Here is a 22940-nt window from a genome sequence, read left to right on the forward strand (position 1 = left end):
TTCGTCTCATATTCAAGACTAGAGTCTCGTATACAAGACTTGCTGGAACACCGCCGCATCATCATTGGAGTCCCATGAACGCCACCCCTGCCACCCATACAGCCACCCGAACCATTGAGGTCGGAATCGGCGCTGTCACCATCGCCGACGTCGTCGACGTCGCGCGCAACGGTTACGGCGTCGCATTGACCGCCGAATCACTGACCGCGATCGCCGAAAGTCGTGCACGCATCGAGGCCCTGGCCGCAGATCCCACGCCGGTCTACGGGGTTTCCACCGGATTCGGCGCACTTGCCACCCGGCACATTCCGGCGCATCTGCGGACGCAGTTGCAGCGCAGCCTGATCCGCTCACACGCGGCAGGTTCGGGACCGGAAGTCGAACGCGAAGTGATCCGGGCCTTGATGCTTCTGCGCCTGTCGACGCTCGCCACCGGAAGGACCGGAGTGCGCCCCGTGGTCGCACAGGCGTACGCCGACCTACTCACCGCAGGCATCACCCCGGTGGTGCACGAATACGGCAGCCTCGGATGCTCGGGAGATCTGGCACCACTGGCTCATGTGGCGATGGCAATCATCGGCGAAGGTTCCGTCCGCACCGCCGACGGTGAACTCACCGATGCGGCAACGGCATTGGCTGCCCATGGCCTCGAACCGGTGGTTCTGGCCGAGAAAGAAGGCCTCGCACTGATCAACGGTACCGACGGGATGCTCGGCCAACTGGCCCTTGCGATCACCGATCTCGATCATCTGCTCAAGTTGGCCGACATCGCTGCCTCCATGAGCGTCGAGGGCTTGCTCGGCACAGATCAGGTGTTCGCCGCGGACCTCCAAACGCTTCGCCCCCATCCCGGCCAGGGCGCGGCCGCGTCGAACATGGTGCGTCTGCTTGCCGATTCCCCGATCGTCGCCAGCCATGCGGGCCCTGACTGCACCAGGGTTCAAGACGCGTACTCACTGCGGTGCGCACCGCAGGTCGCCGGCGGCGCACGCGACACCGTCGATCACGCCCGCCTCGTCGCCGGGCGCGAATTGGCCAGTGCTGTCGACAATCCCGTTGTCACCCTCGACGGACGGGTTCGATCCAACGGTAACTTCCACGGAGCTCCCGTGGCTTACGTCTTGGACTTCCTCGCCATCGTGACCGCGGATGTCGCGGGTATCAGCGAACGCCGAACCGACCGCTTCCTCGATGTTGCGCGCAACCACGGTCTGACTCCCTTCCTTGCCGACGACCCCGGAGTCGACAGCGGACTGATGATCGCGCAGTACACACAAGCTGCCGTCGTGTCCGAACTCAAGCGACTCGCGAGCCCCGCCAGCGTCGATTCGATTCCCTCCTCGGCCATGCAGGAAGATCACGTCTCCATGGGATGGTCGGGTGCACGTAAGCTCCGCCGGTCCATCGACGGTCTCACCCGAGTTCTCGCGATCGAGATACTCACTGCAGCACGAGGAATCGATTTGCGATCCCCACTCGAGCCCTCACCAGCCACCGGAGCCGTCCTTCGGACCCTGCGCGAGAAGGTGCAGGGGCCGGGCACCGATCGCTTCCTGTCCCCCGAGATCGAGGCCGCGGTGGACTTGGCGGCATCCGGTGCACTCGTTGCGGCCGCGGAGAACGCGATCGGCGCCCTGGCATGAGCGCGCCCGGAGCGCTGCGGCCTCGCCCCCGACCCGAAATCGAAGCACTCCCTCGATACTCCAAAGCCGCCGGCCTCGAGCAGGTTCGGTGGCGGGCGTCGAGCAACGAGTCGACGGTTGCACCCTCGGCGGCAATTCTCGAGGCCGTCAATCTCGCGGCCTCACACTCGCACTTGTATCCGTCGCTGTTCGGCGACACGCTGATCGCCCGGTTGAGCGACCGCCTGGGCGTCGGCGACGACCAGGTATTGGTCGGCGCCGGGTCGTTGGCACTGCTCCAGCAGGTATTGACCGCATACACGGGCCCGGGCACCGAAGTCGTCTACCCGTGGCGCAGCTACGAGGCGTACCCGATTCTGATCGGAATCGCCGGGGCGAGCGGTGTACCCGTCGCACTCGATTCCGAACATCGGCACGATCTGAGTGCAATGGCGGCAGCCGTGACTCCGCAGACCCGCGCGGTACTCGTCTGCAACCCCAACAATCCGACCGGAAGCGAGTTCTCGACCGCCGAGTTCGTCTCGTTCGCCCGCTCGATCCCGGGTGACGTCCTCATCCTTCTGGACGAGGCTTACCGGGAGTTCGCGACCAGCGATGTCGACGGCGTCGACCTGCTTCGAGCCTTTCCCAACATCGTCGTATTCCGAACCTTCTCCAAGGCTTACGGATTGGCCGGCCTTCGGGCCGGCTATGCCATCACCAATCCGGCGATCGCAGCGGATCTTTCCAGCGCGGCACCGCCCTTCGGGCTCAGCGCCGTTGCCGAGGCCGCGGCCTGCGCAGCGTTGACCGATCCGGCGCACACCGATTCGATAGTCGAAACGGTGACGCAGGGTCGCGCTCACCTACGTGAGCAATTGGCTCTGCGCGGCGTCGAGTCCGTCCCCAGCGGAGCGAACTTCGTGTGGATCCCTCTCGGCGAGAGAGCTTCTGCACTAGAAGCGGCTTGCGTCGCCCAGGGTGTCTCGGTCCGGATGTTCCCTGGCGAGGGGGTGCGGGTCACCGTCGGCGAGCGGGACGCAGAAGACGCCGTGATCTCAGCTGTGGACGCTCTCGCACAAAACCTTTGACCGACTGGAGAAAAGAATGTCCGTCCACGAACTCGCTCGGTCGATCGGTTCGAGTCGCCTGATCACCGACCCGGCGGTAATGGACTCGTACCGTCGCGACGAGGCCCATCTCGCCGAACCCGGCCATCCGGCAGCCGTCATGCTCGCTGAAACTGCGGCCGACATTTCCGAGGCTCTGAAATGGGCTACTGCTCACCGTGTCCCGGTGGTAACCCGTGGTGCGGGGACCGGTTTGGCGGGCGGCTCGACAGCCGTCGAGGGCTGCCTGGTCATCTCGACCACTCGCATGCGCTCGATTCTCGAGGTCAATCCGGACGATCAGCTGGCTGTCGTGGAAGCCGGGGTGATCAACGCTGACATCAGTCGAGCAGCAGACGAGTACGGGCTGATGTACGCCCCCGATCCGAGCAGCTTCGAGATCTCCACGATCGGCGGAAACATCGCCACCAACGCCGGTGGGCTGCGTTGCGTGAAGTACGGCGTCACCCGCGATTCAGTCCTGGGTCTCGAGGTTGTGCTCGCCGACGGTCGGATCGTGCGGACAGGCCGAAGGACCGTCAAAGGTGTTGCGGGATACGACTTGACCAGTCTTCTCGTCGGTTCGGAAGGAACACTCGGAGTCGTCACGAGTGCCACGCTCAAGTTGCAGCCCAAGCCCAAGAGAGCACCGGTCACCGTCGTCGGCAGTTTCGATTCTCTCCGCTCCGCAGCGGACGCGGTTGCCGCGGTCGTTCGCGACGGGATCGGGCCGAGCCTGCTGGAGCTGATCGATCGAGCAACCCTTCGCGCAGTCGACGACTGGAAACGAATCGGGTTGGAAGACAACACTGCCGCGATGCTGATCGCACAGGCCGATGGGGTCGATGCTGACGCAGCAGCCGCGGCGATGCAGAAACACTTCGAGCAGGCCGGCGCCGATTTTGTCGCCGTCTCACAGGACGCAGCAGAAGCCGCACAGCTACTCGAGATTCGCCGACTCGCCTATCCGGCATCCGAACGACTCGGGCAATGTCTGGTGGAAGACGTCGGGGTTCCGCGGTCGAAACTGCCCGACATGCTCGAAAGTATCGACCGGGCGGCCGCCGAGCACTCGGTCAAGATCATGACCGTCGCGCACGCGGGTGACGGCAACGTCCATCCGACCTTCGTCTTCGACCGCACTGCCGACGGCTCGGTCCCCGAAGCCGTGTGGACCGCCGCGGACGAGGTCTTCCGGCGCGCTCTCGAACTCGGCGGAACTCTGACCGGAGAGCACGGCGTCGGCGTTCTGAAGCGTCGCTGGCTCTCTCTCGAGCTCGGTGAGGACAGCATGCAACTGCACCGATCGATCAAGGCCGCGTTCGATCCACTCGGAATCCTCAACCCTGGTAAGGGTTTCTGATTCTCGAGCGGTGTTACACAGCATTTACGCGAAATCGGGTTTCAGGTATTGACGCCTGTATATACAGGCATATACATTTATCCGCAGTGGCAGTGACCCAGCGCACAGAGCACCAGGCGCAAAGCACCAAGCACGAAGAAGGTGGGCAATACCCCGACGTCGATTCCGTCGCTCGACGGGCTCGCAGCAGAAAGACAGGCCTATGACTCACGATGGACCGGCCGAGGTCATCCTCACTCCGGAACGACGCACTATCGACGTCGTCCCGGATGCAGAACGACACGGCACCCCGCGCAGCCAGTTCACTCTCTGGTTCGGCGCCAACATGCAGATCACGGCAATCGTCGACGGTGCTCTCGCCGTCGTATTCGGCGCGGACGCCATCTGGGCAATCGTCGGACTTCTGATCGGCAACATCTTCGGTGGCGCTGTCATGGCGCTTCACTCCGCACAGGGCCCGCGCATGGGCCTCCCCCAGATGATCTCGAGTCGCGCCCAGTTCGGCGTCAAGGGAGCCGTCGTACCGCTTGTTCTCGTCATCCTGATGTACCTCGGCTTCGCTGCCACCGGCACCGTGTTGGCCGGCCAAGCCGTCAACAAGATCCTGCACATCGACAGCCCCACCGTCGGCATCGTCGTCTTCGGTCTCCTCACCGCATTCGTCGCGGTCACCGGCTACAAGCTGATCCACATCGTCGGCAGGATCGCCACCGTCGTGGGCATCGTCGGATTCTCCTACCTGGCCGTTCGACTGTTCCTCGAGTACGACGTCGCCTCGTACGTCGGTATCAAGGGCTTCGACATCGTCACCTTCCTGCTCGCGATCTCGCTGGGCGCCGGTTGGCAGCTCACGTTCGGCCCGTACGTCGCCGACTACTCGCGTTACCTGCCGCGCAGCACCTCCGAGAGCACTACCTTCTGGTCGACGTTCCTCGGTAGCGTCATCGGATCACAGTGGTCCATGACCTTCGGCGCCCTCGTCGCGGCCTGCGCCGGCGACGCGTTCCTGGGTAACCAGGTCGGCTTCATGGGAGATCTGGCCGGACCCGCTGCCATCGCCTTCCTGATCTACTTCGTCATCCTGGTCGGCAAGCTGACGGTGAACGTGCTCAACGGGTACGGCGGATTCATGTCGATCCTGACCACCGTCACAGCCTTCAACGGCCAGTCGCGAATCTCGAGCACCGCCCGTACCCTCTACATTCTCGGGTTCACCGCCGTCTCGGTGTTGATCGCGATCGCCGCCAGCGCCGACTTCCTGGACAACTTCAAGAACTTCGTCCTGGTGTTGCTGATGGTGTTCACGCCGTGGAGTGCGATCAATCTGATCGACTACTACCTGATCTCCAAGGAGCGCATCGACATTCCGGCGCTCTACGACGTCAACGGTCGATACGGAGCATGGAACTTCACCGCATTGGCTTGCTACGCCGCCGGCGTTCTCGCCCAGATCCCGTTCCTCGCCCAGAAGATGTACACCGGCCCCGTCACGGACATGCTCGGCGGCGCCGACATCTCCTGGATCGTCGGCATCGTGTTCACCGGGCTGATCTATTACCCGCTCGCCAAACGCACCAGCAATCCACCTTCGTCGATGATCTACCCCGATCACACCGCGATGACCGACTCTCGCGTCTGATCCCCCAACATCTTTCGAACTTCAGTTAAGCAAGGAGAACACCATGGAAATCAGCACCCCCGGCCACGAGCCGCGCCCCGTCCGTGCTCCCCGCGGCCCCGAGCTCACGACGCTCGGTTGGCAGCAGGAGGGCGCCCTGCGCATGCTCATGAACAACCTCGACCCCGATGTTGCCGAGCACCCGGACAGCCTCGTCGTCTACGGCGGAACCGGTCGCGCAGCACGTAGTTGGGCGGCATTCGACGCCATGGTCGCCACACTGAAGACGCTGAAGAACGACGAGACCATGCTGGTGCAGTCCGGCAAGCCGGTCGGTGTCTTCCGCACCAACGAGTGGGCACCGCGAGTGCTGATCGCCAACTCCAACCTCGTCGGTGACTGGGCGAACTGGGAAGAGTTCCGCCGCCTCGAAGACCTCGGCCTGACCATGTACGGCCAGATGACCGCAGGCTCCTGGATTTACATCGGCACCCAGGGAATCCTGCAGGGCACCTACGAGACCTTCGGCGCCATTGCGAAGAAGCGCTACAACGGATCGCTCGCCGGAACGATCACGCTCACTGCAGGTCTCGGCGGAATGGGCGGCGCCCAGCCTCTCGCCGTCACCATGAACGACGGCGTCGCGATCTGCGTCGACTGCGACATCACCCGCATCGACCGTCGTATCGCCCACAAGTACCTCGACACCAAGGCCGACAGCATCGAGCACGCGCTCGAACTGGCGACAGCGGCACGCGACGCCAAGAAGCCGCTCTCCATCGGCCTCGAAGGCAATGCGGCAGAGATCTTCCCGGCGCTGCTGGAGATGAAGGCCCCCATCGACATCGTCACCGACCAGACCTCGGCGCACGATCCCCTCGCCTACCTGCCGATCGGGATCGACTTCCCCGACATGAAGATCATGTCGGAGAAGGATCCGCAGAAGTTCACCGAAGATTCCCGCAACGCGATGGCCGCCCACGTCAAGGCCATGGTCGGATTCATGGACGCCGGCGCCGAGGTGTTCGACTACGGCAACTCCATCCGTGACGAGGCCCGCAAGGCCGGCTACGACCGCGCTTTCGACTTCCCAGGATTCGTTCCGGCCTACATCCGCCCGCTCTTCGAAGAAGGTCTCGGCCCCTTCCGCTGGGCAGCTCTCTCCGGTGATCCCAAGGACATCGAGGCCACCGACAAGGCCATCCTCGAACTCTTCCCCGAGAACGAGCACCTGCGTCGCTGGATCACCATGGCAGGCGAAAAGGTTGCCTTCGAGGGCCTTCCGGCCCGCATCTGCTGGCTCGGATACGGTGAGCGCCACCTCGCGGGCCTCAAGTTCAACGAGATGGTCGCCTCGGGCGAACTGTCCGCGCCGATCGCCATCGGCCGCGATCACCTCGACTCGGGATCGGTCGCCTCGCCGTACCGCGAAACCGAATCGATGATCGACGGGTCCGACGCGATCGCCGACTGGCCGCTGCTCAACGCCCTGGTCAACACCGCGTCCGGCGCTTCGTGGGTTTCACTTCACCAAGGCGGCGGCGTCGGTATGGGGCGCTCCATCCACGCGGGACAGGTGTGCATCGCCGACGGCACCGAACTCGCAGCCAAGAAGCTCGAAGCGGTTCTCACCAACGATCCCGGGATGGGCGTCATCCGGCATGCGGATGCAGGATACGACCACGCCATCGACACGGCGGCCACGCGCGGCGTCCGTATCCCGATGACCGAGAACTGAAACAGCTCCACCACCTCACCCTGAGTTAGGAATGACATTGACCACGAATGGTTCTCGAACCACAGTTCTGACCAACATCGGAACCCTCGTCACCAATGACCCGACTCTGGGTGAGGGCAAGCTCGGCGTACGACACGACGCGGCAATCGTTTTCGACGACGACGGCGTTGTTGCTTGGGTCGGCGATTCCGCCGACGCCCCGGCTGCCGATATCGGTCAGGATATCGGCGGTCGGGCCCTGCTCCCCGGCTTCGTGGAGAGTCACTCACACCTGGTGTTCGGTGGCGAGCGGGCTGAGGAATTCGCGGCTCGCATGGCGGGCGAGAAGTACGCCGCCGGCGGCATTCGCAACACCATCGAAGCGACGCGCTCGGCCACCGACGAACAATTGCAGGCCAATGTTCGGCGCCTACTCGACGAATCCCTGCGCTCGGGCAGCACAACCGTCGAATGCAAGACCGGGTACGGGCAGAACACCGAGAGCGAACTACGCAGCGCACTGATCGCCGGGCAGTTCACCGACGAGGTCACACTGCTGGCCGCCCACGTTCCACCACCCGAATATGCCGGCCGCGCCGATGATTACGTCGCCATGGCGTGCGACGAGATGATCCCTGCCTGTGCGCCACACGCGAAGTGGATCGATGTCTTCTGCGAGCGAGGAGCATTCAACCGCGAACAGGCTCATGCAGTCCTGAGCGCAGGCGTAGCCGCCGGACTGATCCCCCGCGTCCACGGCAATCAGCTCGGCGAAGGGCCAGGAGTTCAGCTCGCCGTCGAGATGGGAGCAGCGTCCGTCGACCACGTCACGTACGTCACCGCCGAGGACATCGACGCCCTGGCTCAGAGTTCCACCGTCGCAACACTGTTGCCCGGCGCCGACTTCTCCACCCGCAACAAGTACCCCGACGCCCGCGCACTGCTCGACGCCGGAGTCACCGTAGCTCTGGGCGCCGACTGCAATCCCGGTACCTGTTACACCACGAGCCTTCCGTTCTGCATCGCAATTGCGGTGCGAGACATGCACATGACGCCCGCTGAGGCAGTCTGGGCAGCCACTGCAGGTGGCGCTCGGGCGCTGCAGCGCACCGACGTCGGAACCCTTTCTCTCGGAACACGTGCCGACGCCATCGCGCTCGATGCACCGTCGTACCTCCACCTCGCCTACCGCCCGGGCGTGCCACTGGTGCGCGAGGTCTGGAAAAACGGCGCACTCGCCACAAGCTACTGAAATACACTCACCGGGAGGCCGTCGTGGCACATCAGATCGCAGTCGACATCGAACCCAAGCCGTGGACCGGGCGCTCCGACGGCACCATTGCCGAGCATCTGCGGTGGCATCATGCCGTGCAACCGTATTCAGCCGAAACAGCTCCCGGCGACTGTGTTCTGATCGGATTCTCCAGCGACGAAGGAGTCCGCCGCAACAAGGGCCGCCGCGGCGCCGCGGATGGCCCGGACGCATTGCGAGCCGGGTTGGCTTCCATGGCGCTGGCCGAACCACTGCAGATTCAGGACGCGGGAACCGTTGCCGTGTCGGGTGAAGAACTCGAGGCCGGTCAGTCCGCACTCGGGAACGCCGTCAGTGCCGCGCTCGATTCGGGACACTTCCCCGTGGTTCTCGGGGGAGGACACGAAATCGCCTACGGTACATACCTCGGCGTCGCGGGCTCCGAGTTGCGAACAGCCGGAGCCAAACTCGGAATCCTCAACTTGGATGCGCACTTCGATCTACGTGGCGACCCGATCCCCAGTTCCGGCACGCCCTTTCGTCAGATCGCCGAGGACGAAGCCGCGGCAGGCACCTCACATCAGTACAGCGTGATCGGAATCAGCCAACCGAGCAACACCACTGCTCTGTTCGACACGGCTCACCGCCTTGGCGTTCGCTATCTGCTCGACGAAGAATGCGGAGTGATCGGTCGAGGCGTCGTGGATCAGTTCCTCGCAGACTTCCTCGACGACGTCGATCTGGTCTACCTGACCATCGACCTCGACGTGCTTCCCGCCGCCGTGGCGCCGGGCGTCAGCGCACCCGCAGCCTACGGCGTCAGCCTGGAAACAATCCAATACGTATGTGATCGAGTCACATCCAGCGGAAAGCTCGCGGTTCTCGATGTCGCCGAACTGAACCCGAGCCTCGACATCGACAATCGCACTGCCCGCACCGCTGCTCGCCTGATCCACCGGATAGTCACCAAGCACGTGCCGGTTCGGCGCTAGCCCCGAGCACATTCGGCAGCACTGAGAGGATCTACGGAACGGCCTGAAAGCTGATACCGCGAGATCTGTCAGCACATTCCAAACTATGACCTTCGAGCTCGCTGGCGGTTGCAGTCAAGACGCTGCACAGCCAGCCGTCGAACTCCGCCGACCAGGTATTTCCGGCATGGCTGAGCGACGTGTCGTTCAGGTACCTTTCGGCGGTGTGCATCGCCACCTCACAAGTGATGCCGCCTTGCAGATTGTCGATGGAGGCGACAACGCCTGTCTCGGGGTACGTGATCGTTCCGCACCCCTCGGATGTGGATGCCGTCGTGAATCGAAAAGCCGATCAACCCTCCGGGGTTGCCATTGCCGACTTGCCCCGGATCACCGGTGGTGACGAAGATCGATTCGCCTGACTCGGTCTGAATCGTCATTGTCGAATGATCGTTGCCGTAGGCCGATTCGATTTGAGCCACGGTGGAGCCGTCACCGACGCCGCGGTCAGTCAGCGTTCCCGGCGGTGATTCGATGACGGTGACGCCCGCGCTGGTGAGAAGTGCCCGCCCAGGGCCACCAGGTGTCGTGAACGGAACTACAGCGCAACTCGGAAACTGCATGGGCGTTCCAGCCTGATTCCAGACACACGCCGGCCACTACAACCGTGGTTGTAGTGGCTGCGCCGTTCCGAACTCGGTCAACTGGTGTGCGCGGTCGGCTTCTCGGCATGTCGGCATCCTTGGTGGGAACGGCTCCCCGCGAGGTCGAGGCATGCCTGACTTCGCGACGTTACCCCGGGCGGCGGCGTGTCGATATCGTCTGTTCGACCGACGACAAGAACGCCACCCGGCCTTCGATCATGGCACCAAGGAGTTCTTCTGCAACCAGTCCTGAGCGATGTCACTCATGTCGTCGAGATCGGCAACGCGCTGGTTCATCTCGATGAGGTCTTCAGTCGTCAGTGCCGCCGAAACCCCCGCGAGCACGGATCGGACGTCATCGCGAGCCTTCAACTCGTTGATGATCGGCGTGATGTTCTCCGCGAGGAAGAGGTGCTTCGTGTCCTCGAGCGCAACCAAGTTCTCCGAGCGCATCGCGGGATCGGTGCTGAAGACATCGGCTACCTGTATCTGCCCGCTCAGAAGCGCATTGAGCGTGAGGGGTCCACCTGCATCGAGTGCCAGGAACTCCCGGAAAGTCAGGCCGTATTTGGTCTTCAAGCCGGCAACACCGTTTTCGCGCGTCTTCCATTCCGGCGGTCCGCCGAGAGTCAACTCGTCGGCATGCTGCACCAGATCCTCGACGGTCTCCAGCGAATACTTGTCCGCAGTCTCCTGTTTGACGGCAAGTACATCCTTGTCCTCTGCGGGCGACGGCTCGAGAGCGACCAGACCCTTGGGCAATTTCACATCGATTTCGGCGGATACTTCGTCTGAAGCCGTCGCCGTTGTCTTGCTGTCCAGATATTGCAACAAGGCGCCGGAATACTCGGGGATCAGATCGATGGAACCGTCGCGCAATGCCGGTACATAGAGTTCTCGGCTACCGATGTTCAACTTCTCGGTCACGTCGATACCGTTGGCGCGAAGCGCTTCGGCGTAAATGGTCGCAATCAGTTGGCTCTCGGGAAAATCGGCGGAACCGATCACGATGGCGCCCTCAGCACTACCGCCGCCGTCCGTAGCCAAGGGGTCCTTGCCGATTCCGCAGCTGGACAACGCAACCGCTGTCACGCCGACCAACGCGGCGATCAATACCTTCTTCATTTCGAACGTCCTCAGATCGGTGCGGGCTCAGGCACAGCAGTGCGCTGTGAGGGGGCGGCGGTCTTCTCGGTCTTCTTCTTCCGATCGCGCCTGGTCAGGCCAGGCGAAACGACCCGCGCAGTCAGTGCTCCGATTCCGAGATCGAAAACCAGGGCAATCAGCGATACCAGTACGGCTCCGGCCGCCATCTGGCCGTAATCGCTCTGAGCTTTTCCGTCGATCAACAACCGGCCGAGTCCGCCCAACGAAATGTAGGCGGCGACAGTCGCAGTGGAGACGATCTGAAGCACGGCACTTCTGATGCCGGACAACATGAGTGGTAGGGCACATGGAATCTCGACCTCGGTCAAGATCCGCATCGACCGAAATCCCATCCCCCGCGCGGCGTCGACTGCAGCCTGATCGACCGCTCGAACTCCGGCGTACGTGTTGGTGAGAATGGGAGGGATCGCGAGAAGCACCAGGACGATGAGGCTGGGGATCAGATACGCGAGTTTGTTCGGGAATGACGGCGCGATGATGAGAACCAGCAGGATCAGCAGACCGATCGTCGGAAGCGCTCGTAGCGAGTTCGCCAGTCCAGCAACAACAACGGATCCTCGGCCGGTGTGTCCGATGTAGAGACCGAGCGGGATCGCGATAACCGCAGCCACCACCAGCGCGGCGAATGTGTACATCAAATGCTGAACGAGAAGGGTGGGGATGCCGTCCGGCCCGGTCCAGTGGGATCCGTCGAGAAGGTAGCTGATCATGATGTAGTCACTTTCGGGGTCCACGGCGTCAACAGCCGATTCGCCAACATGATGAGGAGATCAAGGATCAACGCCACCACCAGACACAGAGCGATACCCGCGATGATGGGCGTGTAGAAACGCAACTGAAATCCCTGGGTGAACAACGAACCTATCTGCGGAATACCTAGGAGTGCGCCGAGCGAGACAAGACTGACGTTCGAGACGACTGCGACGCGCAAACCCGCACAGATCACCGGAACTCCGACTGGCAACTGCACTTTCAACAGCGTCTGATACGGCCGGTAACCCATTGCCGTCGCTGCCAGAACCGTCTCCGGCGGAACCGAATCGAGCGCGTCGGCCACTACCCGCACGAGCAGAGCAACGGTGTACACGGTGAGCGCCACGATGATGTTCATCGGATCCAGAATCTTGGTTCCCAGAATCGGAGGTAGGAGCACGAACAGCGCGAGCGAAGGGATCGTGTAGAGCAATCCGGCCGTGCCCACCACGTAGGGATGCAACCGACGACTGCGATAGGCGACCCAGCCGATCGGCAACGCGACCACCAAGCCGATCACCAAGGGAATCAACGACAGTAGAACGTGCCATCCCACCAGGTCCATGATCCGGTCGGACTGACGTCCGAGCCATTCGAAGTTCATCGGAGTGCCCTCCCCGCGTCAGCCAGGTCGGCGGCCTCGATGGCTTCCACTGCAGCGTGCGCGGTGACGGTTCCCACCAGGCGTCCGGTATCGTCCACGACAACGCCACGCTTGCTCGGCGCTGACAGCGCCGCATCCAGCAGAGCGCGCATCGTCCCGGTGGAACCAGCAAGTGTTCCACTGAGATTCAAGTCATCCGGGCGAATACAATCCGTGAGTGCGTCCGGCCTCACCCACCCGAGCGGCTTGTTCGCGGGATCCACTACCAAGAGCCACGTATCGCCCGTGAGTGCGCGAGCCGCCGCAGCGGAATCGCCCAGATGCGCGACGGGTTCTGAAACTGTCGGCAGCTCGCCGTCCAATGTCGTGAACCCCAACGATCGGTACCCACGGTCACGCCCGACGAAGTCGGCAACAAATTCGTCGGCAGGTTGAGTCAGCAATTCGAGGGGCGTCGCCGCCTGCGCAAGAATGCCGCCGGTACGCAGAACCACCACTTGATCCCCGAGTTTCAGCGCTTCGTCGATGTCGTGAGTGACGATGATGATCGTTTTTCCGATTTCCTTCTGCAGACGGAGAAACTCGTCTTGCAGCTGGCCGCGAACAACCGGATCAACGGCGCTGAACGGTTCGTCCATCAGCATGAATGACGGATCCGCGGCCAGTGCGCGCGCGACACCGACTCGTTGCTGCTGTCCGCCGGAGAGCTGCCACGGATAGCGGTCGGCGAAGTTGGTTGTCAGACCAACAGTTTCGAGCAATTCCATAGCGCGAGTGCGAGATTCCTTTTTACTCGCACCGAGCAATCGAGGCATGGTCGCGATGTTGTCGACGATGGTGCGATGGGGAAAGAGACCCGCGTGCTGGATCACGTACCCGATGCGTCGACGCAGAAGAGCCGGATCCATTCCCGCCGTGGACTCGCCGTCGAGCGAAATCGTGCCTGACGTCGGTTCGATCAGCCTGTTGATCATGCGGAGTGAGGTCGTCTTGCCGCAGCCGGAAGGACCCACCAACGCGGTGATCTTTCCCGTCGGGCACTCCAGATCGAGAGCATCGACGGCAATGGTTCCGTCTGGATACGCCTTGGTGACCTTGTCGAATTTGATCATCTACGAACTACTTTCGTGTCGACCTGAGTCCGGACGCACCCAGGAGAAATGGTCGAGTTCCGTTCGAGCACACACCTACTTGTGATTCGGTCCACCTGCTTACTGGTCGAGCGGTTGAGAAAGAAAGTTCACTGCGGCACTCAGATCTGCACTGAGTGGCCGGTCTTCGGTCCTCGCGTCCAGCACCAAACGCGCACGCGCGAGGTACGCACCGAGCTCGGTCGCCGGATCCAGCTCACGCTGTTGTTGCGAGAGTGCGCGAACCGCCGAGATCAGTTCGCACGCGAGCACCAATCGAGATTGGGTAAGAATGTCCGCCAATTGAGTTGCAGCTTGGGATGCGAAACTTGCGTGATCCTCGGTGCCTCGCGAAATTACAGTGTGGCCCAACGACCCCGGTGCCGCCGACGAGCGGATCTCGGCGATGGCAGCAGAAGTCGTGTATTCGAGAAGCATGGTTCCACTGCTGCCGTCTGGACCGTCTGCGAGGAACGCACGAAGGCCGGTGACAGCAGGGTCGGAGAGGTTGGCGAGCCGACATTGCGAGAGCAGGGCAGCACTGGCGACCGCCAACTTCGCCTCGTCAACTGCAAGGGCTATTGGCATTGCGTGGAAATTTCCGTTGTGGAACACCATGTCGTCTTCGACCGACACCAGCGGATTCTCCGAAGACGAATTCATCTCGATACTCAGCGTGTTCTGCAGTCGATGCACCGCTTGCCAGGTGGCACCCAAGATTTGCGGTAGGGCGCGAAACCCGAACGAGTCCTGAACTCTCACAGGTGTGATGTCGTGTGGTGCCAGCAGATCGCGAACCCGCTCTGCGACTTCCGCTTGACCGAAGTGCATTCTTGCCGACTGTACTTGTGCAGCAAACGGTTCGATCGAACTACGCGACGCAAGCACGGAAAGAACACTGACAACCAAGCAGTGCTGAAGCCAACCCGCGACTTCGATACTGGTATCGCCGGCGATCGCCACCGTCATCGCGTTGGTGGAGATGAACGGAAGCGCATCACCGTGGTGCGGAGTCCAACTGACTCCGGTGCGTCCGTCGCGAAGCGGGCTCTCACCGATCAGCCCCATGGCGATTTCGGAGAACGCACTCAGGTCACCCGTTCCGATCGCACCGCGTGCGTGCACTGTCGGCAGGTTCTGCGAAGCAACAGCAGCAACCAGACCGCCGATGATGTCGGGATGCATACCTGAGCCGCCGTTGAGGATCTGATTGGTGCGGATGACGATCGCGGCGCGCACCACCCGGTCGGGGAGCCTGGGGCCCGATCCCGTCGCGTGACTTCTCAGAAGCCTCAGATCCTGCTGCACACCGTCGGAGACGGATGTTTCGCGATTCCCGCCTACCCCGGTAGTGCGCCCGTACACCGCCTGACGAGAGGAAACCCGAACCGCGGTCTCCCATGACCGCCGAGTGAGCTCCAGCGCGGCGTCGGCAGGTCTGATGAAGGCCGGCTCTCGAGCAATTTCATTCACCCGATGAACCGAGAGCCTCCTCCCGTCGAGCAGGACACTGTTGTCTCCCGTCCGGTCTTCCTCAGGAAGACGTTCAGTCATCAGAACTCCATCGATCGAAGGACTCGGCCACCGCGGGCGTGCATCACATCATCTACGCAATGTGCCTTGGGTCACTTTTGATGAATGTATAGTCCTGTATATACAGCCACTTGTCAATAGGGACACTGCAGCTCACCCGCGTGCACACACCTTGCGTCACCTCAGTAAGGGTGAGCAACTGGACACGAATCGTCGCTATTCGAGGACCGGTGCCGCCGATCCTCGACGCGCCTCCAGCGCATCGAGGATGAGATCGAGACCGTAGGCGAACTCACTCGTGTGGTCGTAAGCCGGACTCAGACCGTGATCGACGATCATCTCGTGAAGGAAGGGCAACTCTTCAGCCGGAAGGCGCTCGAGGATGTCACTCGCAACTTCTTCGACGTCGACGGGCCCGCTGATCGGCAGATTCGCCTCCTGGAGAACATATCCGCCGGTGTAGCTGTCGATCAGCGAGACTCCGTGGGCGGCCATCGGGAGTGTGAACCCGGCCTTCCGGAGCACTCCGAGCACAGCGTCGAGATGACGCAGGGTCGCCGAGCCAGGGTTGCGTCGCGAATCCAGCAAACCGAGAGCCCAACGGTGCTGCGACAGGACTGTGCGAGCGGAAAAGGCGCGTCCACGGATTGCATCTCGCCAATCCGCACACTCGCCGTCGGGTAGGTCGATCGCCTCGAAGACCGCATCGACGAGGCCGTCGAGAATCGCATCTTTGTTGGGCACGTGGTGGTAGAGCGACATCGCCTCGATACCCAACTCCTGGGCCACCCGTCGCATCGTGACGGCCTCGACACCACCCGCGTCGGCAACGCGGATCGCACCCTCGATCACGCGAGTCCTGTTCAGCGACTGTCGCGGTTGCCGTGACACACAGACTCCCCTCCGAGGAACGAATACGTTGACAACCTTACATCCGTAAGTCACCCTTACAGGTGTAAGCCAGCCTTACGTTCGTAAGGCACTCGCGAAGGGAGATCGCAATGCCTATGCCGAGATGGTGGGGACACGTCAACAAGCGAGTGTTCAATCCTCGCGCGATCTCGAGCGGGAAATGGCCGATACTGACACACGTCGGACGCACATCCGGCACGACCTACCGGACACCTCTCGACGCCTATCCGGTCGAGGGTGGCTATGTCTTCATTCTGGTGTACGGATCAGGCTCGGACTGGGTGCAGAACGTCTTGAAAGCGGGGAGCGCTCGACTGTCGGTCGACGAGACGGAGGTGAGCCTCGGCGCCCCGCGCCTCGTCGCGAAAGACGAAGCATTTCAAGCACTTTCCTCAGATGTGTCCCAACCCCCGAGACTGCTCCGCATCACCGAGTACCTTCGGATGGATCTGATTACGGCCTGAGGCTGCCCGTCACGCGAGGACCTCACGCACGGCGGACCTGACTTCGTCCATGCTGCAACCGGATTCGATCAGTTCAGTACCCGTATGCACCAGCGAGTTGATCAACTTGGCGGTGAGCTTCGGGTCCGACACGCCACGGAGGCGAAGGGCCTCGACAAGCGGAAGCACAAGACTGTCGTGCATTTCCATGATCCGCGAATCTCGAAACGTTTGCGGGGTCAGCGTCGCCAGCGCTCCGACTATCGCATGCTCCCCGTCGGCTACCAGTTGGAGGTTTGCCTCGACGTACGCCCATACCGGATCGTCTGCGCCTGCCATCGCCTCGACGATCTTGTCGTTCCAGCGCGGGAACATGTCTTCGACGACGGCACTGAGGAGATCTTCTCGGGACCGGAAGTAGTGGTAGGCACTCGACCTGGCGAGCCCGGCCTTCGCTGCCACCTCACCGAGCCCCGGCGGCCGGTCCGGGGTCTCGGACAGAAGAGCGTGTGCAGCGTCGAGGAGGGCACGCCGCTGAGCAGCACGATGCTCGACCACAGTGGGGGCATCGATCCTCGGCACCGAATCTCCTCCAGTCCCCTTGCGGGCTTACTCGCTCTGACGCAATCGACCGTCAACCATTTCGAGGATGCGGTCGCAGTGCCCGAGCACGTCGTGATCGTGGGTCACCATGATCGTAGCGACGCCGGCCTCGTGAGTTTCGCGCGAGAGCAGTTCAACCACCTCATGGCTACGTTTTCGGTCGAGAGCAGCCGTCGGTTCGTCGACGAGCAGTAGCGAGGGATTGCTCATCAATGCCCGAGCGATACCGACGCGCTGTCGTTCGCCGCCGGAGAGTTGACCAGGTCGACGATCCGCACGGTGGCTCATACCGACCGAGTCGAGCAATTCCTCGGGATCGCGCCCCGGCCGCCCCGTGAGCTTGGGAATCAGCCGAAGCTGATCGCGCGCCGTCAGCGCTGGAATCAGATTGCCGGATTGAAAGACGAAGCCGACCTTGTCTCGTCGAAGTTTGGCCAATGCACGGGCCGGCATCGCCGACACGTCGACGCCGTCGATGACAATCGTTCCACTCGACGGCCGACCGAGTCCGCCGGCCACAGCGAGCAAGCTCGACTTTCCAGCCCCTGACGGCCCGACGATCGCGACGAGTTCGCCGCCCGCGACCTCGAGGTCCACGTTGTCGAGGGCGAGCACTGTGGAGTCACCGTCACCGAATCGAAGACTGACAGCGGTCAATACCAGTCCGGTAGTGGTTTTTTCGACTGTGGTCATCGGTTTTCCCCCAATGCGGTGAGCGGGTTGACACGCGTAACGCGGACGATGGAAACGGCTGCGCCGATCAGCCCGAGTACCGCCAAGAGCACTGCGCCGTTGACGACAGGGCCGGACTCCAGAGCGAACGGCATCCCACCGCCTTCGAGTCCCGAGCCGAGCCCCAAGCCCAGCAACACACCGATGCCGATGGAACCAAGCAGCACTACCAGTGCCTGTGCCATGCCGTCGCGAAGCAGAAAGCCGGTGGAGGCTCCCATCGCACGCAACACTGCGAGTTCGCGACCACGCTGAACTGTCCAGATACTGAAGAATGCGCCGACGACCAGTGCGGAGATCGCGTACAGAAACGCCTTGATCATCGACATTGTCATCATTTCCGCGGAGAAGCCCGGTGAGGAGTCGAAAGATTCCTCGAGCGTCTTTGCAGACGTTCCCGCCGCCGCATCTCCCGACACGAGGTCCGGCACTACATCGTCCAGGCCCCGAATCGCAACGACACTCGCTTCGGAATAGGCACTGGCGTTGGCGGTTTCGCCGATCTTGGCACCGGCGTGAACCTCCTGCCAGGTACGCAGGGGCAGGTAGGCGACGTCTACGTGCCCGAAAGTGCGCTTGTCTTCGGTGAATCCGACAACTGTCAGCTCCGTACCGAGTCGATCGAGTATCACCGTGTCACCGATCGCAACACCATCATCACGGAAGGTAGAGCTGACGATGATGTCCGTGTCGGCTTGCAGTCCCCTCCCGTCGGCGGTGACGGGCTCGAGGAAGGAGCCAGGTTCGATACCGAAGAGCGTGAGATCGACAGGCGTGCCACTGCGAGTTTTTGCATTGACGATCATGTTGCCGAAGAGCTCGGCGTCTTGGACATCGGGTTGCATGCGCCATGCCTGCGCCTGCTCTTCGGTGACGACCGAGCGCGAAAACGCCGAGTCGGCTTTGGTGTCCGGGGCGAAGGCAAACGCCTGGATCGGCGTCCGCTGCAAAGCGGAGACACCGTCGTTGACCAGGCCGGACGAGAGGCCGGACAGGATCACCATCAAGATCGAGATGAGGGCAACCACGGCGCCCATCAAGAGGAATCGGTTTCGCGCAAACCACAGTTCACGCAGGGCGAGGAACATTCGGGAAGCTCCAAAGTCGTCGGTGCGAGTCACGCCGACTTTTATCGACGCCTTGTCGAAATCATATCGACAAGGCGTCGAAAAACTATGTGAGGTGCGTTACTACTATTCGTAGTAGACATCGTGAGGCGCTGAGCGTCGTATCAGTCCCCGACGCCCACTGGCCGATCGCCGACAATCGAGATTCGATCCATCACACGACGAGCCGGGAAGTAGTCACTGGCCGCGTAATGCTGGCAGGTCCGATTGTCCCAGAAGGCAACAGTATTCGGCTCCCACTTCAGTCGGACCTGGAATTCCGGACGATTGACGTGGCGATACAGCATCGTGAGAAGTTCGTTCGATTCCTCTTCGGATACGCCCAAGATCCGTTGCGTGAAGGTCATGTTGACGAACAACACCCGCCTGCCGCTTTCCGGAATGACCCGAACCACCGGATGCTGCACCGCGGGGAACTTCGGACGCAACATCTCGACCGCATCCGCCGGCATCGACCTGCCGAACGAGTTGATCCAATCATGTTCTGCAACAAGCGGGTCGATACGCTTCTTGACGTCTTCCGGAAGCAGATCGTAGGCAGCAGCGGTGTCAGCCCACAACGTGTCACCACCCACCTCTGGCACCTCGACTGCACGAAGTACGGCGGCAAATGAAGGAAACTCGTGCCACGTCACGTCGTTGTGCCAGTTGTTCTCGACGCCGCCGACCATCGCATCCTTGGCCAGCGTCGTGACATCGACGTCCGTCTGCCCTGGCTGCGTGTACTTGAAGAACGGATGCTGTTCGAGATCGCCCCAACGCTCGGCAAAAGCTCGATGTTCCGCTCGGCCGAGGTCCTGATCCCGAAAGAAGAGGACTTTCCATTCGAGGAGAGCGCGGCGAAGTTCCGCAATCACGGCATCAGACAGGTCCCCACCGAGTCGAATACCGGAGATTTCCGCTCCGATCGTCGGCGTGACCGCCTTGACCGCACAGTGTTCGTACGGCGCCGCAACTACCGACTCGGGATTCCGGCGAGCGACAAGTGGACCATAGGCAGCAAGCGGATCGGTGGGGATCGGAAAGATCGTTGCCGCAGGCAAAAGGGTAGCCATCAAGGCACTTCCTCGGAATCGACGGTGTCGTAACGGACAAAATCCAGATTAAGGTTATCTCCTTAAAGTGTCAACGGTCACGTTGTCCGGCGCGCACCTTGACCCTGACGCCGCGTCAGGGTTGGAGAATGGTTTCCACAGACGAAATCCGAATCGACAAACGGGAGGGCGAGGCGATGATGACCATCGGCGAGCTGGCGAATCTGGCCGGCACCACCGTCAGATCCGTGCGCTACTACCACTCGAACGGGCTTCTCGAAGAACCACAACGCCAACCCAACGGCTACCGCATGTACCGGGCGGTGGACCTGGCACGACTGAGCCGCATCCGCCGCCTGCGCGATCTGGGGATTCCTGTTGCCAAGATCGCCGAACTGCTCGACGGCGACGCTCACGACACCCGGTCCGCACTCGACGCACTCGACAAGGAACTGGCAGCCAAGGCCGAACAGATCGCGGTTCAACGTGCTCACATCGAGTCGCTACGCCGCAACGCCGATCCCGAACTACCCGACGCGTTTTCGGAAGTGCTCGCACAGTATGTCGTTGCCGGTGCACCGACAGCGTGGATCGACAACGAGCGCGAACTCCTGATCCTCGCGCTCACCGTCTCCGGGGTGATCCCGAAGTCTGCGATTCACTCCTGAGCGCACACCGCCGGGCGTTGGCGAAGCCGAACCGCAAGCAGGCAATCGAATTGATTACTCGCATGTACGCCCTCACCGACGCTCCTGCGGACGCCGACACGATTGCGGCCCTTGCCATTCAGTTCTGCGATTTCACCGAGAGAGTGCTTCCTGAACAGGCCGCACCGGAACGCCCTTCACCCACCCGGTTGGTAGCGGTGCTGCGCGAGCACCAAGCAGATCGAAGAACCCCGACCCAGGAAAGATTCGCGAAGGCTGTAGCGGCCGAGTTCGCTGCCCGCCAGTCTCGACCCTGAAACTCCGCCACTGAATCCCCACATCGGAAGTGGGGTGATCAACGCTGCCCGAAAATGGGCTCGAAACAAGGACACGACACGACAATGACTGGATCCATCATGCCCAGATCACGCACGCCTCGACCACTAAAGTGGCTGGCTACCACAATCGCCGCTGCCGCACTCGCAGTACCTGCACTGGCGGCGTGCTCGGATCCTGCTGCTCCGCAGGAAGATCCACAATCGAATCTCAGCGCGTTCTACGACCAGGATGTCGAATGGGGGCCATGCGCCACAGACACCGGAACATCGACGGCAAGTGACTGCGCCATGGTCACAGTACCTTTGGACTATTCCGCACCTGACGGCAAGACGATCGAAGTGGCGATCTCGCGGGTCGCGTCCACCGACCCTGCACAGCGACGCGGGATCTTGCTCACCAACCCTGGCGGCCCGGGCGGCCGCGGTCTGGGATTGCCCGAGATTCTGAATGCCGGGATGACACCGGAAGTCGCAGCGGCATACGACGTCATCGGCATGGACACCCGAGGACTCGGCAAGAGCACGCCGATCGACTGCGGCGTCGAGCAGATGACATGGATGCGTTCACCGGGTACCACAGAGGAAGGGTGGAACGAAAGTGTTGCGCTCGCACGCGAGGCCGCTGACACATGCTGGGACAAGTACCCGGACTATCTGCCGCACATCAATACTCAGAACATCGCCCGCGACCTCGACGTGATTCGTGGTGCCCTCGACCAGGAGAAGGCGTCGTACTTCGGGTGGTCGTACGGCACATACCTTGGTGCGACCTATGCTCAAATGTTCCCAGACAGGATCGACCGTGTGGTTCTCGACAGCGCACCGGACCCGAAGAAATACGGATACGAGATGTTCCAGGACATGGGCCCGGCCAATGAGAAAGCGATCGACGGATTCTCACAGTGGGCAGCAGACCACAACTCCACCTATGCACTCGGATCGACGCCCGCCGAAGTTCGCGCCCTCATCGAGAAGCTGATCTCGGACGCTGCCACCACTCCGATTCAGATCGGTGACTACGCCGTCGACGATCACGTCCTTCCATTCCTGATGTACGTCAACGGAACCGGGGACACCGAAAAGGAAAGCGAGGCATTCGCGCAGGTATTGGTTCAGTTGCGCGAACTCGCCGCAGGCAAGACCGTCGAGGACATCCATCCCCAGCTGACGGGACTGATGCAGGCGTGGTTCCAGACCGAATTGGGGACCGGCCCTGACTATGCCGGAACAATCGCCATTGTCTGCGGAGACGTGTCGATGCCGAGCGATCCCGCGTGGTATCGCAACAAGTTGGAGGAGCACCGTGGTGATCAGCCGATCTTCGCCGGCACGCACAACACGATCATGCCCTGCGCGTTCTGGCGCAGTGAGGCCCCGAAGCGGATCGACATCGACAACAACGTTCCGGCATTGCAGATCCAGGCAACCGGTGACACCCGCACGACGTACGACGAAGGCCTCGGCATGCACGAAGCGATGAAAGGCTCACGGCTCGTGACAGTTCCAGGCCGCACTCATGCGGTGTTCCCGGGCTACGCGAATACTTGCGCAAACGCCGCCGTCAACTCGTACCTGCTCGACGGCTCACTGCCCGCCGAAGACGTGGTGTGCGAGTCGTGAT

Annotated in this window: 22 protein-coding genes; 11 read left to right on the plus strand and 11 right to left on the minus strand. The window is 62.0% G+C overall.

The features are described 5' to 3' along the window. The first annotated feature begins 74 nt into the window (after window positions 1-74). The 7 genes from hutH to hutG all read left to right on the plus strand — a co-directional run bounded on the left by hutH (window position 75) and on the right by hutG (window position 9673). On the plus strand, window positions 75-1643 hold the full coding sequence (hutH, locus tag GJB56_RS17930; RefSeq protein WP_046379310.1) for a histidine ammonia-lyase: 1569 nt from the start codon (window positions 75-77) through the stop codon (window positions 1641-1643). Next, a complete protein-coding gene (locus tag GJB56_RS17935; protein WP_070795659.1) occupies window positions 1640-2713 on the plus strand; it encodes a histidinol-phosphate transaminase in 1074 nt (357 codons plus the stop codon). Before hutH ends, GJB56_RS17935 begins: the two co-directional genes overlap by 4 nt. Before the next feature lie 16 nt (window positions 2714-2729). Further along, a complete protein-coding gene (locus GJB56_RS17940; protein ID WP_113682571.1) occupies window positions 2730-4094 on the plus strand; it encodes an FAD-binding oxidoreductase in 1365 nt (454 codons plus the stop codon). Window positions 4095-4296: 202 nt separating this feature from the next. Further along, window positions 4297-5733, plus strand: a complete 1437-nt coding sequence (locus tag GJB56_RS17945; RefSeq protein WP_113682572.1) for a purine-cytosine permease family protein — start codon at window positions 4297-4299, stop codon at window positions 5731-5733. Window positions 5734-5776: 43 nt separating this feature from the next. Beyond that, window positions 5777-7450, plus strand: a complete 1674-nt coding sequence (gene hutU / locus GJB56_RS17950; protein ID WP_019745352.1) for a urocanate hydratase — start codon at window positions 5777-5779, stop codon at window positions 7448-7450. A 37-nt stretch (window positions 7451-7487) separates the two neighbouring features. Continuing rightward, a complete protein-coding gene (gene hutI, locus GJB56_RS17955) occupies window positions 7488-8681 on the plus strand; it encodes an imidazolonepropionase (RefSeq protein ID WP_021331956.1) in 1194 nt (397 codons plus the stop codon). Window positions 8682-8704: 23 nt separating this feature from the next. Continuing rightward, window positions 8705-9673: a formimidoylglutamase gene (gene hutG, locus GJB56_RS17960; RefSeq protein ID WP_113682573.1), complete on the plus strand. Its 969-nt coding sequence runs from the start codon at window positions 8705-8707 to the stop codon at window positions 9671-9673. Between the two features lie 218 nt (window positions 9674-9891). On the opposite strand, the gene GJB56_RS17965 is transcribed toward hutG, so the two are convergent. The 7 genes from GJB56_RS17965 to GJB56_RS18000 form a co-directional block, all read right to left on the minus strand. Next, window positions 9892-10275: a hypothetical protein gene (locus tag GJB56_RS17965; RefSeq protein ID WP_113682575.1), complete on the minus strand. Its 384-nt coding sequence runs from the start codon at window positions 10273-10275 to the stop codon at window positions 9892-9894. A gap of 237 nt (window positions 10276-10512) precedes the next feature. Then, window positions 10513-11421, minus strand: a complete 909-nt coding sequence (locus tag GJB56_RS17975; protein ID WP_113682576.1) for an ABC transporter substrate-binding protein — start codon at window positions 11419-11421, stop codon at window positions 10513-10515. A gap of 11 nt (window positions 11422-11432) precedes the next feature. After that, entirely contained in the window at window positions 11433-12173 is a 741-nt protein-coding gene (locus GJB56_RS17980; RefSeq protein WP_113682577.1) for an ABC transporter permease, read from the minus strand. Continuing rightward, window positions 12170-12820, minus strand: coding sequence for an ABC transporter permease (locus tag GJB56_RS17985; protein WP_113682578.1), 651 nt, complete (start codon window positions 12818-12820; stop codon window positions 12170-12172). The genes GJB56_RS17980 and GJB56_RS17985 overlap by 4 nt, the downstream gene beginning before the upstream one ends. Next, on the minus strand, window positions 12817-13932 hold the full coding sequence (locus GJB56_RS17990) for an ATP-binding cassette domain-containing protein (protein WP_070386361.1): 1116 nt from the start codon (window positions 13930-13932) through the stop codon (window positions 12817-12819). Before GJB56_RS17990 ends, GJB56_RS17985 begins: the two co-directional genes overlap by 4 nt. Before the next feature lie 99 nt (window positions 13933-14031). Beyond that, window positions 14032-15504 (minus strand): aromatic amino acid ammonia-lyase, encoded by a 1473-nt coding sequence (locus GJB56_RS17995; protein WP_113682579.1) that lies wholly within the window; start codon window positions 15502-15504, stop codon window positions 14032-14034. Window positions 15505-15699: 195 nt separating this feature from the next. Beyond that, entirely contained in the window at window positions 15700-16374 is a 675-nt protein-coding gene (locus GJB56_RS18000) for a TetR/AcrR family transcriptional regulator C-terminal domain-containing protein (protein ID WP_113682580.1), read from the minus strand. Window positions 16375-16484: 110 nt separating this feature from the next. Between GJB56_RS18000 and GJB56_RS18005 the strand changes: the two genes are divergently transcribed. Continuing rightward, a complete protein-coding gene (locus GJB56_RS18005) occupies window positions 16485-16859 on the plus strand; it encodes a nitroreductase family deazaflavin-dependent oxidoreductase (protein ID WP_019745356.1) in 375 nt (124 codons plus the stop codon). A gap of 9 nt (window positions 16860-16868) precedes the next feature. On the opposite strand, the gene GJB56_RS18010 is transcribed toward GJB56_RS18005, so the two are convergent. The 4 genes from GJB56_RS18010 to GJB56_RS18025 all read right to left on the minus strand — a co-directional run bounded on the left by GJB56_RS18010 (window position 16869) and on the right by GJB56_RS18025 (window position 20355). Further along, window positions 16869-17420 (minus strand): TetR/AcrR family transcriptional regulator, encoded by a 552-nt coding sequence (locus GJB56_RS18010; RefSeq protein ID WP_021331952.1) that lies wholly within the window; start codon window positions 17418-17420, stop codon window positions 16869-16871. A 27-nt stretch (window positions 17421-17447) separates the two neighbouring features. Continuing rightward, complete coding sequence (locus GJB56_RS18015; RefSeq protein WP_021331951.1) at window positions 17448-18134, minus strand: ABC transporter ATP-binding protein; 687 nt, start codon at window positions 18132-18134, stop codon at window positions 17448-17450. After that, the gene (locus GJB56_RS18020; RefSeq protein WP_031330803.1) at window positions 18131-19261 is read right to left on the minus strand and encodes an ABC transporter permease; all 1131 of its coding nucleotides are present in this window, start codon (window positions 19259-19261) and stop codon (window positions 18131-18133) included. The genes GJB56_RS18015 and GJB56_RS18020 overlap by 4 nt, the downstream gene beginning before the upstream one ends. 143 nt (window positions 19262-19404) lie before the next feature. Beyond that, window positions 19405-20355 carry a TauD/TfdA dioxygenase family protein gene (locus tag GJB56_RS18025; protein ID WP_113682581.1) on the minus strand — a complete coding sequence of 317 codons (951 nt, stop codon included), beginning with the start codon at window positions 20353-20355 and terminating at the stop codon, window positions 19405-19407. Window positions 20356-20483: 128 nt separating this feature from the next. Here GJB56_RS18025 and GJB56_RS31660 point away from each other — a divergent pair, with 128 nt between their 5' ends. From GJB56_RS31660 to GJB56_RS18035, 3 genes are all read left to right on the plus strand, one after another. Continuing rightward, window positions 20484-21002, plus strand: coding sequence for a helix-turn-helix domain-containing protein (locus GJB56_RS31660; protein ID WP_230091004.1), 519 nt, complete (start codon window positions 20484-20486; stop codon window positions 21000-21002). Between the two features lie 17 nt (window positions 21003-21019). After that, window positions 21020-21298, plus strand: coding sequence for a hypothetical protein (locus tag GJB56_RS31665; RefSeq protein ID WP_230091005.1), 279 nt, complete (start codon window positions 21020-21022; stop codon window positions 21296-21298). A gap of 84 nt (window positions 21299-21382) precedes the next feature. Then, window positions 21383-22939 carry an alpha/beta fold hydrolase gene (locus tag GJB56_RS18035; protein ID WP_113682582.1) on the plus strand — a complete coding sequence of 519 codons (1557 nt, stop codon included), beginning with the start codon at window positions 21383-21385 and terminating at the stop codon, window positions 22937-22939. Window position 22940 lies beyond the last annotated feature (1 nt).

This window comes from Rhodococcus sp. AQ5-07, assembly GCF_009707305.1.
In the GTDB taxonomy this organism is placed as follows: Bacteria; Actinomycetota; Actinomycetes; order Mycobacteriales; family Mycobacteriaceae; genus Rhodococcus_F; species Rhodococcus_F erythropolis.